Source organism: Streptomyces sp. CA-179760, from assembly GCF_050937045.1.
Taxonomy (GTDB): Bacteria; Actinomycetota; Actinomycetes; order Streptomycetales; family Streptomycetaceae; genus Streptomyces.
On the sequence record NZ_JBNJLZ010000001.1, the window covers coordinates 2,950,089 to 2,965,330 of the forward strand.

Here is a 15,242-nt window from a genome sequence, read left to right on the forward strand (position 1 = left end):
CTGGTTAGCGTACGGAGTCATGAGTTCTGTACGCCGCGCCCTGCCCGAGGACGCCGAGGAAGTCCTGCGGCTGCGCCAAATCATGATCGACTCGCTGTTCGCAAGCGATCCCTCCACCCGCTGGCACGGAGAGTCCCTCCCCACGCTGCAGTCCAAACTGGGCGAGCCGGAGGCGGACTTCGTGGCGTTCGTCGTGGACCACCCGGAGCGGCCCGGGGCGCTGGCGTCGCTGGTGGCCGGGACGATCGACTACCGCATCGGGAAGCCGGGCGACCCGCAGGGCAAGGTGGGTTTCGTGTTCAGCGTCGCCACCGACCCGGACGCCAGGCGCCGCGGGTACGCCCGCGCGTGCATGCAGACCCTGCTGGAGTGGTTCCGTACACACGGTGCCCGGCGCGTACAGCTCACCGCCTCACCGGAGGCCGAGCCGCTGTACGTCTCCCTGGGCTTCCGGCCCAAGCCCGACCCCTTGCTGGAGCTGACGCTGTGAGCGCAAGGACCCCTTAGGCTCGAACGCATGTCGTTGAAGAGCCTCGCGTTGATCGAGAACTGGCCGGTTCCCACCGCCGCTGCGGGTGTCGTACGGGCGGACGGCACCGTCCTCGGCACCCATGGACCGGCCGGGCAGCGGTTCCCGCTCGCCTCGGTGACCAAGCCGCTCGCCGCGTACGCCGTGCTCGTGGCGTACGAGGAGGGGGCGGTCGAGCTCGACGAGCCCGCCGGTCCGGCCGGGTCGACGGTCCGGCACCTGCTCGCGCACACCTCGGGCCTCGCCTTCGACGAGCACAAGGTCACGGCCCCGCCCGGGGAACGGCGGCTGTACTCGAACGCCGGTTTCGAGCAGTTGGGCGACCATCTCGCGAAGGCGACCGACATTCCCTTCGGGGAGTATCTGCGGCAGGCCGTGCTGGAGCCGCTGGGGATGACCTCGACGGCCCTGGAGGGCTCTCCGGCCAAGGACGGGGTGTCCACGGTCGAGGACCTGCTGCGGTTCGCGGCCGAGGTGCAGGCCCCGCGTCTGCTCGATCCCCGCACGGTCGCCGAGGCGATGACCGTGACCTACCCGGGCACCAAGGGGGTCCTGCCGGGGTACGGCCACCAGAATCCCAACGACTGGGGGCTCGGTTTCGAGATCCGCGACTCCAAGTCGCCGCACTGGACGGGGTCCTCGTCCTCACCGCGCACGTTCGGGCATTTCGGGCAGTCCGGTACGTTCCTGTGGATCGACCCCGACGCGCGTGCGGCGTGCGTCGCGCTGACGGACCGTGCGTTCGGGCCGTGGGCGATCGAGGCGTGGCCGGCGTTCACGGACGCGGTGCTCGCGGAGCTCTAGGTCGCGGGCTACGACATTTCCCAGACCAGCAACTCGGCGTCGGTCACGCACTCCGCCTCCAGGGCCTTGGCGTCCGTGACGCGGGCCGCGTCGCCCGCGCCCAGTTCCTCGCCGTCGAGGCGTACGTCACCCCGTACGACATGCACGTACGCGTGCGCCCCGTCCGGCACCGCCGTCCGCTCCCCCGCCGTGAGGCGCCGCACGTGCAGCATCGCGCCGGCCTCCGGGACGGCGTAGGGCGTCGAGTCGGCGATGCCGTGGACGACCTCGTAGGACGGGTCGCCGCCGGGGCGGACCGGGGCGAGCCACATCTGCACGAAGGTGAGCGGGCCGGGGCCGTCGTTGCGCTCCACGTGACGTACCCCACCCGCCGAGCTGAGCCGCTGCACGTCCCCGTGGCGCACCACCGACTCGTGCCCGGTGGAGTCCCGGTGCGTCAGCTCGCCCTCCACGACCCAGGTCACGATCTCGGTGTGGCTGTGCGGGTGCTCGTCGAAGCCGGCCCCCGGGGCCAGCCGCTCCTCGTTGCAGGCGATCACCGCGCCGAAGCGGAGGTTGTCCGGGTCGTAGTGGGGCCCGAAGGAGAAGGCGTGCCAGGTCTCGATTCCGGCCGCCCGGTCGCCGCCCGGGTAGCGCTCGACAGCGCGCCGAATGTCCATCACGGAGTCCACCGTAGACCCGGCAACGCACCTTCCCGTCCGGATAAGGCAGTCTTGTCCCCGTGCCCGAACCCGAAACCAGCAAGAACGCAGCCGCAACACACGACGTCCACGCGCATGCCGCGACGCTCAAGCGCCTGGTGGAGTCGTCCGGATCGCTCGCCGCGCAGGCCATCGCGCGGATGGACGAGACGCTGCCCTGGTACCGGGCCATGCCACCGGAGAACCGTTCCTGGATCGGTCTGGTCGCGCAGGCGGGGATCGCCGCCTTCACCGAGTGGTTCCGGCATCCGGACGCCCCGCAGGCCATCTCCACCGACGTGTTCGGAACCGCGCCGCGCGAGCTGACCCGGGCGATCACGCTGCGGCAGACCGTGGAGATGGTGCGCACCACGATCGAGGTCATGGAGAGCGCGATCGACGAGGTCGCGGCCCCCGGCGACGAGAGCGTGCTGCGCGAGGCGCTGCTCGTCTACGCCCGGGAGATCGCCTTCGCCACCGCCCAGGTGTACGCGCAGGCCGCCGAGGCACGCGGTGCCTGGGACGCCCGGCTGGAGTCCCTGGTCGTGAACGCCGTGCTCAGCGGTGAGGCCGACGAGGGCGCCGTGTCCCGCGCCGCCGCCCTCGGCTGGAACTCGCCCGAACATGTGTGCGTAGTGCTAGGCACCGCACCCGACGGCGACTCCGAACTGACCGTCGAGGCCATCCGGCGGGCCGCCCGGCACGCCAAGCTCCAGGTGCTGACCGGTGTGCTCGGGGACCGGCTCGTGGTCATCGCGGGCGGCAGCGACAACCCGCTGGCCGTCGCCAAGTCGCTCATCGGCCCGTACGCGGCCGGGCCGGTCGTGGCGGGCCCGGTGGTGCCGGACCTGCTGGCCGCGACCCGGTCCGCGCAGGCCGCGGCGGCGGGGCTGAAGGCGGGTTCCGCCTGGCAGGACGCCCCGCGCCCGGTCCTGGCGGACGACCTGCTCCCGGAGCGCGCCATCGCCGGTGACCCCTCGGCCCGCGAGCAACTGGTGGAGGAGATCTACAGACCACTGGAGGAGGCCGGGGCCGCGCTCCTGGAGACCCTCAGTGTCTATCTCGAACAGGCGAGCAGTCTCGAAGGCGCCGCCCGCATGCTGTTCGTCCATCCCAACACCGTCCGCTACCGGCTTCGACGTGTGACTGACGTCACCGGCTGGTCACCCTCCGATGTACGCTCTGCGTTCACGCTGCGGATCGCTCTGATCCTGGGGCGTCTGGTCGATGGAGATCTCCAGCCCTAAGGTTTTGTCGGAGCCCGACAAAACCCCCTCGTGTTCTTCGTCCCTGTCCCCACGGGCGGCCGTGCCCTTACCCAAGAGAGAGTGTGAGAGTGCTCGTACTCGTCGCTCCCGGCCAGGGCGCCCAGACGCCCGGCTTCCTGTCCGCATGGCTCGACTTCCCCGGTGTCCGCGGTGCCCTCGAGGCATGGTCCGACGCCGTGGGCCTCGACCTGATCCGTTACGGCACCGAGGCCGACGCGGAGGAGATCCGCGACACCGCGGTGGCGCAGCCGCTCCTGGTCGCGGCCGGCCTGGCGTCCGCGGCCATGCTGTTCGACGACCCGGCCGACCGCGCGCGCAAGGTCGGCGCCATCGCCGGGCACAGCGTCGGCGAGTTCACCGCCGCATCGATCGCCGGGGTTCTCCCCCACGAGGAAGCCCTCCGTCTGGTCCGCACCCGCGGTCTCGCCATGGCCGAGGCCGCCGCCGTCACCGAGACCGGCATGGCGGCCCTTCTCGGCGGCGACCCGGAAGTGACGGTTCCGCACCTGGAGAAGCTGGGCCTCACGCCGGCGAACATCAACGGCGCGGGCCAGATCGTCGCGGCCGGCACCAAGGAGCAGCTCGCCGCGCTGGAGGCGGACAAGCCCGAGGGCGTGCGCAAGGTCGTCGCGCTGAAGGTCGCGGGAGCCTTCCACACCCACCACATGGCCCCCGCGGTCGACACGCTGGCGAAGGCCGCTGCCGATGCGCGGAACACCGGTGACCCGGACATCACTTACGTCTCCAACAAGGACGGCCGGACCGTCGCGGCCGGCGGCGAGGTCCTGGACCGGCTGGTCGGCCAGGTCGCCAACCCGGTCCGCTGGGACCTGTGCATGGAGACCTTCAAGGAACTCGGCGTCACGGCCCTGATCGAGCTGTGCCCCGGCGGTACCCTCACGGGCCTCGCCAAGCGGGCCCTGCCCGGGGTGAAGACGCTGGCCCTGAAGTCCCCCGCCGACCTCGACGCGGCTCGCGAGCTCATCGCCGAGCACGCCTGACCGCCGCCCCCAAGGAGCCGTCCGCATGGCGAAGATCAAGCCCAGCAAGGGCGCCCCGTACGCGCGCATCCTCGGCGTCGGCGGGTACCGCCCGACCCGGGTCGTGCCGAACGAGGTGATCCTCGAGACGATCGACTCGTCCGACGAGTGGATCCGCTCGCGCTCCGGCATCGAGACCCGGCACTGGGCGAACGACGAGGAGACGGTCGCCGCGATGTCGGTCGAGGCGTCCGGCAAGGCGATCGCCGACGCCGGCATCTCCGCCGAGCAGATCGGCGGCGTGATCGTCTCGACCGTCTCGCACTTCAAGCAGACCCCGGCCGTCGCCACCGAGATCGCCGACAAGCTGGGCACCGCGAAGGCCGCCGCCTTCGACATCTCGGCCGGCTGCGCGGGCTTCGGCTACGGCCTCACGCTCGCCAAGGGCATGATCGTCGAGGGCTCCGCCGAGTACGTCCTGGTGATCGGCGTGGAGCGGCTGAGCGACCTGACCGACCTGGAGGACCGGGCGACGGCCTTCCTGTTCGGCGACGGTGCCGGCGCGGTCGTCGTGGGCCCGGCCCAGGAGCCGGCCATCGGCCCCACCGTCTGGGGCTCCGAGGGCGACAAGTCCGAGACGATCAAGCAGACCGTGCCGTGGACGGACTACCGTTCCGGCGAGGTCGCCAAGTTCCCCGCCATCACGCAGGAAGGCCAGGCGGTGTTCCGCTGGGCCGTGTTCGAGATGGCGAAGGTCGCCAAGGAGGCGCTGGATGCCGCCGGCATCTCCGCGGACGACCTGGACGTCTTCATTCCGCACCAGGCCAACGAGCGGATCATCGACTCGATGGTGAAGACACTCAAGCTGCCGGAGTCCGTCACGGTCGCCCGTGACGTACGCACCACCGGCAACACCTCGGCCGCCTCGATCCCGCTCGCGATGGAGCGGCTCCTGGCGACCGGTGAGGCGAAGAGCGGCGACACCGCGCTCGTCATCGGCTTCGGGGCGGGTCTCGTCTACGCCGCGACTGTCGTTACCCTCCCCTAGGCACTCCGTGCCGGATCACACGGTCCGGCACGGGAGGAAACACCTGCCACACCCTCTGAATATCTACGAAGGAGCGCCAACATGGCCGCCACTCAGGAAGAGATCGTCGCCGGTCTCGCCGAGATCGTGAACGAGATCGCCGGCATCCCGGTTGAGGACGTCCAGCTGGACAAGTCCTTCACCGACGACCTGGACGTCGACTCGCTGTCCATGGTCGAGGTCGTCGTCGCCGCCGAAGAGCGCTTCGACGTCAAGATCCCGGACGAGGACGTCAAGAACCTCAAGACCGTCGGCGACGCGACCGACTACATCCTCAAGCACCAGGGCTGATCGACCGACCAGGTCCTGGGCCGACTGCCCCGCCACCCGGCGGTGGCGCCGCTTAATCCTCGTATCCGTTGGAGAAAGAATTCCCGTGAGCCCGACCAATCGCACCGTGGTCGTCACCGGTATCGGCGCAACCACACCGCTGGGTGGCGACGCAGCCTCTACCTGGGAGGGCCTGATCGCCGGCAAGTCCGGCGTCAAGCCCCTGGAGCAGGAGTGGGCCGCCGAGCAGGCGGTCCGTATCGCGGCCCCGGTCGCCGTGGAGCCGACCGAGGTCATCCCCCGGCCGCAGGCCCGCCGCCTGGACCGCTCGGCGCAGTTCGCGCTGATCGCGGCCAAGGAGGCCTGGGCCGACGCCGGTTTCGAAGCGAGCGCCGACGAGGACCCGAACGTCGACCCGGACCGGCTCGGCGCGGTCATCGCCTCCGGCATCGGCGGCGTGACGACTCTGCTCGACCAGTACGACGTGCTGAAGGAGAAGGGCGTACGCCGCGTCTCCCCGCACACCGTTCCCATGCTGATGCCCAACAGCCCGTCGGCCAACGTGGGGTTGGCCGTGGGTGCCCGGGCGGGCGTGCACACGCCGGTCTCCGCCTGCGCCTCCGGCGCCGAGGCCATCGGCTACGCCATCGAGATGATCCGCACGGGCCGCGCCGACGTCGTCGTCGCGGGTGGCACGGAGGCGGCGATCCACCCGCTTCCGATCGCCGCGTTCGGCAACATGATGGCGATGTCCAAGAACAACGACGACCCGCAGGGCGCGTCGCGTCCCTACGACGTGGCCCGCGACGGCTTCGTCCTCGGTGAGGGCGCCGGTGTCGTCGTCCTGGAGTCCGCCGAGCACGCCGCGAAGCGCGGTGCCCGGGTGTACGCCGAGGCGGTCGGGCAGGGTATCTCCGCCGACGCGCACGACATCGTGCAGCCCGAGCCTGAGGGCCGGGGCATCTCGCAGGCCCTGCGGCACCTGATGGAGCGCAACGACCTGGACCCGGCGGAGATCGTGCACGTCAACGCGCACGCCACGTCGACGCCGGCCGGTGACATCGCCGAGTTGAAGGCGCTGCGGAAGGTGTTCGGTGACGACGCCGACCACTTCGCGGTGTCCGCGACGAAGTCGATGACCGGGCATCTGCTCGGTGGTGCGGGTGGTGTCGAGACGGTGGCGACGGTGCTGGCGCTGTACCACCGGGTGGCTCCGCCGACCATCAATGTCGAGAACCTCGACCCGGAGGCCGAGGCGAACGCGGACGTGGTTCGTGGTGAGGCTCGGAAGCTGCCGGTGGACGGTCGTATCGCCGCGCTGAACGACTCGTTCGGGTTCGGTGGGCACAATGTTGTGCTGGCGTTCCGGACCATTTGATCTCTGAGTGCTGAGTGGCCCGAACTCCCTGGGTAGGGGGTTCGGGCCATTCGCCGTTTCGTGTCGCGTTGTGGGGCGGGTGCGGGCCGGTGGGGGTTGTTCGCGCCACGCGGCGGAGCCGCAAATCGAAACAGCCCCGCGCCCCTGGGGGGGCGTGTCCCTGAAGGCGCTTACACCACCTGGTGGAGCCAGCGGACCGGGGCGCCTTCGCCGGCGTAGCGGAACGGCTCCAGCTCGTCGTCCCAGGGCTTGCCGAGGAGCTTGTTGAGCTCGCTCTCCAGGTCGGTCTCACCCCGCTGGGAGCGTTTCAGGGCCGCGCGCAGGCGGTCCTCGGGGATGAGGATGTCGCCGTGGATACCGGTGACGGCGTGGAAGATGCCCAGGTCGGGGGTGCAGCTGTAGCGTTCGCCCTCGGCGGTGGGGCAGGGTTCGGCCGTCACCTCGAAGCGCAGCAGCCGCCAGCCCCGCAGGGCCGACGCCAGCTTCGACGCCGTGCCCGGCTGGCCCTGCCAGGAGAACTCCGAGCGCCAGGTGCCCGGCGCGGCGGGCTGGCGGATCCAGTCCAGGCTGACGCGTGTGCCGAGCACTCCGGCGATGGCCCACTCGACGTGCGGGCACAGCGCGCGCGGCGCGGAGTGCATGTACAGAACCCCACGTGTCGTCACCGGAACCTCCGGGCAGAGCGGACCATCTTTGAACGGGCGGAACGGCTGTGACCGGGAGGGTCACGTTGATGGCGAGGCTACCGTGCGGTGACGCAAGGAGTGTGACGTACGGTCGGTCCCGGTGCCGGGAAACGCCCACCATTCACCCAGGGGACGCTTGTACGGGTGTGAGCCGTTGCACCTGATCGGTCGGGAACCCTCGTGCGTTGTTAATGGGTGGGGAGACAGCCACGGCGCGGCGAGGGGATGGAACAGGCATGCGGAAGCGAAGCCACCGGTCACGGATCGTTGCCGCCGTGGCCGTGGCGACTGCCCTGGGGGTCACGGGATGTGACGCCGTGGGGGGCAATTCCCCCGCCCCGTCCGCCAGCTCGAAGCCGTCTCCCAGACCCACGCCCCTGTGGGACCGCAGCCCCAGCTCCGTCGCTGCCGTCGGTGATTCCATCACGCGTGGTTTCGACGCCTGTGACGTGCTGCAGGACTGTCCGGAGGCGTCCTGGGCGACCGGCGCCAGCCCGGAGGTGGACTCGCTCGCCGTCCGGCTGCTGGGGAAGGCCGAGGCCACCGAGCGGAGCTGGAACTACGCCGTGACCGGGGCCCGGATGGCCGATCTGCCCGGGCAGATGACCCAGGCGGTGCGGCGGAAGCCGCAGCTGGTGACGGTGATGGCCGGGGCGAACGACGCCTGCCGGTCCTCTGCGGCGGCGATGACCCCGGTCTCCGCTTTCCGCAGCGACTTCGAGGACGCGCTGCGCACCCTGCGCGAGGCCCTGCCCAAGGCCCAGGTGTTCGTGGCGAGCGTGCCGAACCTGAAGCGGCTGTGGTCCGAGGGCCGTAACAGCCCGTTGGGCAAGCAGGTGTGGCAGCTGGGCATCTGCCCGTCGATGCTGGGCGACGCGGATGCCCTGGACTCGGCGGCGACCCTGCGGCGGGACACGGTGCAGAAGCGGGTGGAGGACTACAACAAGGTCCTGAAGGAGGTCTGCGCCGAGGACAAGCGGTGCCGGTACGACGGGGGCGCGGTGTACGACTACCGCTTCGGCACGGCTCAGTTGAGCCGCTGGGACTACTTCCACCCCAGCGTGAACGGACAGGCCCGGTTGGCGGAGATCGCGTACCGCACCGTCACGGCGCAAAGCCGCTGACTTAGAGTTCCGCACATGAACGAACTCTTCGGCACACTTTCCGACGGCACACCGGTGCAGCGCTGGACCCTGGAGAGGGCCGGCGTACGGGTGCGGGTGCTGTCGTACGGCGGGATCGTGCAGTCCGTCGAGGTGCCGGACCGGGAGGGCCGGGCCGGGAATGTGGTGCTCGGGTTTCCGGATCTCGAGGGCTATCTCGCCCACCCCGGGCCCTACCTCGGGGCCCTGGTCGGGCGGTACGCCAACCGGATCGCCGGCGGTCGTTTCCTGCTGGACGGCCGGATGTACGCGCTGGAACCGAACAACGCGCCGAACTCGCTGCACGGCGGGGTGCACGGCTTCGACAAGCGGGTGTGGGACGCGGCTCCGGTCGAGCACGGTGTGCGTCTGACCCGGGTCAGTCCGCACGGCGAAGAAGGGTTCCCGGGGCGGCTGGAGGTCTCGGCGACGTACACGCTGCAGGAGAGCGGCGCGCTGCGGATCGCCTACGAGGCCGTCACGGACGCGCCGACCGTGGTGAATCTGACGAACCACAGCTACTTCAACCTGGGCGGTTCCGGCGACGCGGGCGGCCATGAACTGCGGCTGGCCGCCTCCCGTTACACGCCCGTCGACGAGGACCTGATCCCGGCCGGCGGCCCGGAGGACGTGACCGGCACGCGCTTCGACTTCCGCGAGGCCCGCAAGGTCGGCTCCGGCTACGACCACAACTTCGTGCTCGACAAGGGCGTGGCGGACGTCCCGGTGGAGGTCGCCGAGCTGCACGACCCGGCGTCCGGGCGGGTGCTGACGGTGGCGACGACCGAGCCGGGACTCCAGCTGTACACCGCCGATCACCTGGGCGAGCCCTTCGCGCCCGGCGACGGCATCGCGCTGGAGACCCAGCACTTCCCCGACTCCCCGAACCGGCCGGGCTTCCCGACCACGGTGCTGCGGCCGGGCGAGGTGTTCCGCTCGGAGACGGTGTACGGGTTCGGCACGCGCTAGGCCCGTCCGTCGCGCGGCCCGGACAGCCATGAGCCCCGGTCCAGGGGTCAGGTCCCGGACCGGGGCTGCTCAGTGGGGAACGCGTCCCGGGTCAGACGTTAATCGTCGCCGTGATCCTGCGGTCGGTGATCGAGCGCGCCACCTGGATCTCGTACGAACCCTTCACAAACGACCACGAGGCGTTCGTCTCGTCCCAGCTCTCGAAGGCGCGGCGCGGCAGTTCGACGGTCGCCTCGACGGTCTCGCCGGGCGCGGCCTCGACGCTCGCGAAGCCGGCCAGCCAACGCGCCGGACGGGTGGGGTCGGACTCGCCCGGGGCGAGGTAGAGCTGGACGACCTCGCGGCCCGGGCGGTCGCCGGTGTTGCGGAGGCGGACCTTCGCGGTGGCCCCTTCGGCGCTCGCGGCGACCTCGACCGACTCGTAGGCCCAGTCGGTGTAGCCCAGGCCGTGGCCGAAGGGGTAGGCGGGGGTGCGGCCGTGCTGCTCCCAGGCGCGGTAGCCGATGAAGACGCCCTCGTCGTAGGGGAGTTCGCCGCCCGCCGGGACGACCTGGGTGACCGGGGCGTCGGTCAGGGAGCCCCAGGTGGTGGGCAACCTGCCGCCGGGCTCGTGAGTGCCGGTGAGGACGTCCGCGAGGGCCGCGCCGCCCTCCTGGCCGGGGAACCAGCTCAGGAGCACGGCGGCGACGTCGTCGCGCCACGGCAGTTCCACCGGGGAGCCGGAGTTGACCACCACGACGGTGTTCGGGTTGGCCGCGGCGACGGCACGGACCAGGTCGTCCTGGCGGCCGGGCAGGCGCAGGTCGGTGCGGTCGAAGCCCTCGGACTCGACGCGGTCGGTGGTGGCGACCACGACGACGGCCGTGTCGGCGGCGCGGGCGGCCGCGACGGCCTCGGCGATCCGCTCGTCGGCGTCGAGCTGCGGGTCCCGGTGGGCGAGGGTGAAGCCGATGACCCGCATGGGGTGGCCGTCGGGCGGCGCGACGGTGTAGGTGAGGGAGACCTCGACCGGGTCGCCGGCGGTCAGGTCGACCCGGGCGTGGGGCACCGGGGGGCCGAAGAAGGTCAGGAAGGGGTCGTCCCCGTCCGGGCGCTGGACGTCGTCGAAGTACGTGGTGCCGGCGACGGTCAGCGCGAAGGGGCCGAGGCCCTTGATGCCGAAGGTGTGGGTGCCGGTCTCACGCGGGGTGAAGGTGCCGGTCAGTTCGACGCTGTGCAGGGTGTCGTGGGTGACGCCGTCGGGCAGGTCGTCGCCCATCCACTGGATGTGGCCGCTGGGGGCCGAGCGGGTGCCGATGACGGTGCCGTCGCTGTCGCGGCAGACCGCGCGCAGCTCGAAGCCCGGGTCTGCGACGGGGAGTTCGGTGTTCGGGTCGGCACCGAGGGCGAAGGTGAGGCTGCCGTCGGGGAGGGCGGCGGTGAGACCGTCGAGCGGTGAGACGGTCCGGGCGGGGAAGACCGTGGCGGAGCCGCCGCCGAGGACACGGGCGTCACGGGCGGCGGCGCCGATCAGCGCGACCCGGCCGGGCTTCAGCGGCAGCACGCCCCTCTCGTTGCGGACGAGGACGAAGGAGCGGCGGGCGATCTCGCGGGCGAGCGCCTCGCCGTCGACATGCGCGGGCGGTTCGGTGACGACCGGTTCGGCGCCGTCCAGGATGCCGACCCGGGCGGCGAGGCGCAGGACGCGGCGGACGGCCTCGTCGACCTGGGCCTCGTCGGCCTCGCCGTCCCGGACGGCCTGTGCGAGGGCCTCGCCGTAGACGGTCCGCGGGCCGGGCATCGCGATGTCCAGGCCGCCGGCGAGGGCGCCGGTGGTTGAGCGGGCGGCCGTCCAGTCGGAGACGTTGATGCCGTCGAAGCCCCACTCGCCGCGCAGGACCTCGTTGACCAGGTGGTGGTGCTCGGTCATCGTCGTGCCGTTGACCGTGTTGTAGGCGGTCATGATGCCCCAGGGGTGGGCGTTCTCGACGATCGCCTCGAAGGGGGCGAGGTACAGCTCGCGCAGGACGCGTTCGCTCACGAGGTTGTTCACCGTGAGGCGGTCGGTCTCGGCGTCGTTGGCGACGAAGTGCTTGACGGTGGTGCCGACGCCGCCGGACTGGACGCCCCGGACGTACTCGGTGCCGATCCGGCCGGTGAGGTACGGGTCCTCGCTGTAGGCCTCGAAGTGGCGGCCGCCGAGCGGGGAGCGGTGCAGGTTGACCGTGGGGGCGAGCAGGACGTGGACGCCCTTGCGGCGGGCCTCCTGGGCCAGCAGCACGCCTGCCCGGTGCGCGAGTCCGGGGTCCCAGGTGGCGGCGAGGGCGGTCGGTGAGGGCAGCGCGACGGACGGGTCGTCGGCGCTCCACTGCACCCCGCGGACGCCGATCGGCCCGTCGGACATCACCAGCGAGCCCAGCCCCGCCTCCGGCAGCGCGGGCAGGCTCCACATGTCCTGCCCGGCCAGCAGCCGTGTCTTGGTGTCCAGGTCGAGCTTGCCCAGGGCGGCCTCGACCGCCGCCTCACGCCGTACTTCCGCTGTCTCTGTCACGCCGGCACCTCCACGTCGAAAGCCGCTGGATTCCGACATCGTGCCCCCGCTACCTGTGATGCGGTAGGTTTCGTTATCTTCTCGCAACAATCAATCGTTCGTCATGTCGTACGGTGACGCCATGACGGCCAGGGCCAGGAGCGAGCAACGGCGCGCGGAGATCGTGCGGGCCGCTCTGGAAGTGATCGCCGAGCGCGGCTACCGGGGAGCGAGCCTGGCCGCGGTCGCGGAGCGTGTCGGACTCACCCAGCAGGGGCTGCTGCACCACTTCCCGACGAAGGAGGCGCTGCTGGTCGCGGTGCTCCGGGAGCGGGACCGCTGGGACGCGATGCCCGCCGGGCGGCTGCGGCTGGACCTGCTGGCCTCGCTGGTCGAGTACAACGCGATGCGGCCCGCCATCATCCAGACCTTCTCGGCGCTGCTCGGCGAGAGCGTCACGGAGGACCATCCGGCCCGCGCGTACTTCACGGAGCGCTACGCCGGGGTCCGCGCGGGCATGGCCGAGGTGCTGCGCGCCGAGTACGGCGACCGCCTGCCGAGCGGCCTCACCCCCGAGCGGGCCGCGCCGTTGCTCGTGGCGATCCTGGACGGCCTGCAGTACCAGTGGCTGCTGGACCCGGAGTCGGTGGACATGCCGTCGGCGTTCCGGGACTTCCTTACGCTGCTGGGCGAGAGCGCCGACTGAGCGCCACTCCCGGTTCCACCCATGGCGTAGATCACTCCAGTCACGCGATACTGCGGCCGTCCGGCACCACGCCCCCGCAGCACCCCCACCGTGACGGAAGGCCTGAACCTCCTTGAACTCCATACGCGTTCGCCTCGGCGTCCTCGGTCTCGCCCTGCTGACCGGCCTCACCACCCCGACAACCGCGAGCGCCGCAGAGACGGGCCCCGCTCCCACCGTCGAGGAGCAACGGCTCGGCAAAGCGGTCCCGCAGGAGATCCTGCGCCGCTCCGGGTTCGACACCGTGGCCCCGCGGCTGACCCGGGCGCTGGACGCGGCCCGCTCCTACGGGGAGGCCCGCCGGGCCGTCGCGTCCGAGGGGGCTCAGCTGTGGCGGCGTGCGGTGGACCGGGCGCAGGGGCGTGGACCGGCGGGCGGTGACCTCAGCCGGGACGACGACCGGCCCCTGTACTGGGCGCGACTCGGCATGACGCGTGAAGTGCGCACCTGGGAGCCGGAGTTCGGCCTGACGGACCGACAGCGGACCGCGCTGCTCGACGAACTGGAGCGCACCTCACGCGACCAGACGGCCATCGGCTATTCGCACAGCAAGGGACTGAAGCGGATCCTGCTCACCGGCTTCGACCCGTTCACCCTGGACCGGGACATCCGGATCTCCAACCCGTCCGGCGCCACCGCGCTCGCCCTCGACGGCACGGTGATCGAGACCGCGGACGGCCCGGCCCGGATCGAGACGGCCGTGTTCCCGGTGCGCTGGCAGGACTTCACGGACGGCACCGTGGAGCGGACGCTGCGGCCGTATCTGCCGAAGGTCGACCTGTTCACGACCGTGAGCCAGGGCCGGGTCGGGAAGTTCGACATCGAGCGGACCAACGGGGCCTGGCGGGGCGGCTTCGGGGACAACGACAACATCGGCCGCACCGAGACCGTCCCCGTCACCGACCCGGCCTCGCAGCCTCAGTGGACGACGACCACGCTGCCGTACCGGGCGATCGTCGCCGCGAACACCGGCCGCTTCCCCGTGTACGACAACACCGGCGTCACCGAGATCCCTGCGGGCGGCACCGAGTCCGTCGTACGCCCGGACGGGCCGACCCCCGGTTCCACCGCTCGCGCGGGCGGCGGCGGGGACTACCTCTCCAACGAGATCGCCTACCGGGCGACGCTGCTGCGGGACCGGCTGGGACTGCACGACCGGCTGCCGGGCGGGCATGTGCACACGCCGGTGCTGCAGTTCGGCTCCGGGAACACCGCCGAGGTCACCGACCCGGAGTTCGTGCGGAACCGGCTGGACATCATCGCCCAGGTGAGGGCGATCCTGAAGGCGGCTGCGGAAGAGTCGTGACAGCCCGGTCGCCGTCCCCGTCACCCTCCTGGATCTCCTCGCCCAGCAGTTCCCGCGCCATGAGGGTGGCACCGGCGACCGCCCCCGGCATCAGGAAGACCGCGACGACCGGCACCAGGAAGGCCACGGCCAGCGGCGTGCCGAAGCCCCAGACCAGGGTCTTGCGGGAGCGGAGCAGCCTGAGGCGGGTGCGCAGGTCGACGCCGCGGCGCTGGAGGGCGACGGCGGTCAGCTCCTCGGTCAGGAAGAACCCGGTGACGAAGAACCCGAGCACCGGTACGGCCGTCTGCCCGATCACCGGGATGAAACCGCACGCGAACAGCAGCACACCCCACAGGACGGCCCGCACCACGATGCGCAGGCTGTCGCGGCCGGAGATCCACAGCTCGCGCCAGAGCGGCAGGCCCGACTCGGGGGCGTGGCCGTCCGGGGACACGTCCCGGTCGACCTTCTCGGAGAGGTTCTCGTAGAAGGGCTGCCCGATCAGCAGCGTCACCGCGGTGAAGGTCACGACGGCGAGGAGCAGGGCGAGGGCGAACAGCACGGCGGTCAGGAAGCCGCGGAAGAGCCCGAGCCACGGGCTGGACCAGTCGTCGGCGAACGGTGTCGCCCAGGTGACGGCGTCCTCGCCCCACAGCGCCAGCGCGACCAGCGCCGCCGCGTAGAGGACCAGAGTGATCAGGCCCGGGAGCAACCCGAAGCCGTACTGCTTGCCGTGCCGGGCCACCCATCGCTGGCCCTTCAGCAGGTACTGGAAGCCCACCCCGAGATCGCGCATGGGAAAACCCTATCGGGGCAGGCCCGGGCGCCCTCCGCAGGGGCCATCCGGGTCACCGGTGACACCGACGCGCACTTGTTGCCGTTGAGTCGAACCGGTACACCTCGCCGT

At 71.4% G+C, this 15,242-nt stretch carries 15 protein-coding genes; 11 read left to right on the top strand and 4 right to left on the bottom strand.

Annotated features, from left to right (window positions below; translation table 11 throughout):
- Nucleotides 1-19 precede the first annotated feature (19 nt).
- The gene (locus ACQEV8_RS13205) at nt 20-490 is read left to right on the top strand and encodes a GNAT family N-acetyltransferase (RefSeq protein WP_432959825.1); all 471 of its coding nucleotides are present in this window, start codon (nt 20-22) and stop codon (nt 488-490) included.
- 27 nt (nt 491-517) lie between these two features.
- A complete protein-coding gene (locus tag ACQEV8_RS13210) occupies nt 518-1,333 on the top strand; it encodes a serine hydrolase domain-containing protein (RefSeq protein ID WP_432959826.1) in 816 nt (271 codons plus the stop codon).
- 8 nt (nt 1,334-1,341) lie between these two features.
- On the opposite strand, the gene ACQEV8_RS13215 is transcribed toward ACQEV8_RS13210, so the two are convergent.
- Nucleotides 1,342-1,995, bottom strand: coding sequence for a pirin family protein (locus ACQEV8_RS13215; protein ID WP_432959827.1), 654 nt, complete (start codon nt 1,993-1,995; stop codon nt 1,342-1,344).
- A gap of 59 nt (nt 1,996-2,054) precedes the next feature.
- On the opposite strand from ACQEV8_RS13215, the gene fasR reads away from it, so the two are divergent.
- The 5 genes from fasR to fabF all read left to right on the top strand — a co-directional run bounded on the left by fasR (nt 2,055) and on the right by fabF (nt 6,996).
- Entirely contained in the window at nt 2,055-3,260 is a 1,206-nt protein-coding gene (gene fasR, locus ACQEV8_RS13220; RefSeq protein ID WP_432959828.1) for a fatty acid biosynthesis transcriptional regulator FasR, read from the top strand.
- 89 nt (nt 3,261-3,349) lie between these two features.
- Nucleotides 3,350-4,282 (top strand): ACP S-malonyltransferase, encoded by a 933-nt coding sequence (locus tag ACQEV8_RS13225; RefSeq protein ID WP_432959829.1) that lies wholly within the window; start codon nt 3,350-3,352, stop codon nt 4,280-4,282.
- Nucleotides 4,283-4,307: 25 nt separating this feature from the next.
- Complete coding sequence (locus tag ACQEV8_RS13230; RefSeq protein ID WP_382493005.1) at nt 4,308-5,309, top strand: ketoacyl-ACP synthase III; 1,002 nt, start codon at nt 4,308-4,310, stop codon at nt 5,307-5,309.
- Nucleotides 5,310-5,390: 81 nt separating this feature from the next.
- The gene (locus ACQEV8_RS13235; protein WP_003989952.1) at nt 5,391-5,639 is read left to right on the top strand and encodes an acyl carrier protein; all 249 of its coding nucleotides are present in this window, start codon (nt 5,391-5,393) and stop codon (nt 5,637-5,639) included.
- A gap of 85 nt (nt 5,640-5,724) precedes the next feature.
- Nucleotides 5,725-6,996, top strand: a complete 1,272-nt coding sequence (gene fabF / locus ACQEV8_RS13240; RefSeq protein ID WP_432959830.1) for a beta-ketoacyl-ACP synthase II — start codon at nt 5,725-5,727, stop codon at nt 6,994-6,996.
- A gap of 170 nt (nt 6,997-7,166) precedes the next feature.
- On the opposite strand, the gene ACQEV8_RS13245 is transcribed toward fabF, so the two are convergent.
- Entirely contained in the window at nt 7,167-7,661 is a 495-nt protein-coding gene (locus tag ACQEV8_RS13245; protein WP_432959831.1) for a DUF3145 domain-containing protein, read from the bottom strand.
- Nucleotides 7,662-7,918: 257 nt separating this feature from the next.
- Here ACQEV8_RS13245 and ACQEV8_RS13250 point away from each other — a divergent pair, with 257 nt between their 5' ends.
- Together ACQEV8_RS13250 and ACQEV8_RS13255 are read left to right on the top strand one after the other, a co-directional pair.
- Nucleotides 7,919-8,806: an SGNH/GDSL hydrolase family protein gene (locus tag ACQEV8_RS13250; protein ID WP_432959832.1), complete on the top strand. Its 888-nt coding sequence runs from the start codon at nt 7,919-7,921 to the stop codon at nt 8,804-8,806.
- Between the two features lie 15 nt (nt 8,807-8,821).
- On the top strand, nt 8,822-9,793 hold the full coding sequence (locus tag ACQEV8_RS13255) for an aldose epimerase family protein (protein WP_432959833.1): 972 nt from the start codon (nt 8,822-8,824) through the stop codon (nt 9,791-9,793).
- Between the two features lie 91 nt (nt 9,794-9,884).
- Here the strand turns inward: ACQEV8_RS13255 and ACQEV8_RS13260 are convergent, their stop codons facing one another.
- Nucleotides 9,885-12,362, bottom strand: a complete 2,478-nt coding sequence (locus ACQEV8_RS13260) for a beta-glucosidase H (RefSeq protein WP_432959834.1) — start codon at nt 12,360-12,362, stop codon at nt 9,885-9,887.
- Nucleotides 12,363-12,426: 64 nt separating this feature from the next.
- Between ACQEV8_RS13260 and ACQEV8_RS13265 the strand changes: the two genes are divergently transcribed.
- Together ACQEV8_RS13265 and ACQEV8_RS13270 are read left to right on the top strand one after the other, a co-directional pair.
- Nucleotides 12,427-13,008 carry a TetR/AcrR family transcriptional regulator gene (locus ACQEV8_RS13265; RefSeq protein WP_432959835.1) on the top strand — a complete coding sequence of 194 codons (582 nt, stop codon included), beginning with the start codon at nt 12,427-12,429 and terminating at the stop codon, nt 13,006-13,008.
- Nucleotides 13,009-13,120: 112 nt separating this feature from the next.
- Entirely contained in the window at nt 13,121-14,353 is a 1,233-nt protein-coding gene (locus ACQEV8_RS13270; protein ID WP_432959836.1) for a pyroglutamyl peptidase, read from the top strand.
- Here ACQEV8_RS13270 and ACQEV8_RS13275 read toward each other — a convergent pair.
- Nucleotides 14,304-15,131: an EI24 domain-containing protein gene (locus ACQEV8_RS13275; protein ID WP_432959837.1), complete on the bottom strand. Its 828-nt coding sequence runs from the start codon at nt 15,129-15,131 to the stop codon at nt 14,304-14,306. The genes ACQEV8_RS13270 and ACQEV8_RS13275 overlap by 50 nt on opposite strands.
- Nucleotides 15,132-15,242 lie beyond the last annotated feature (111 nt).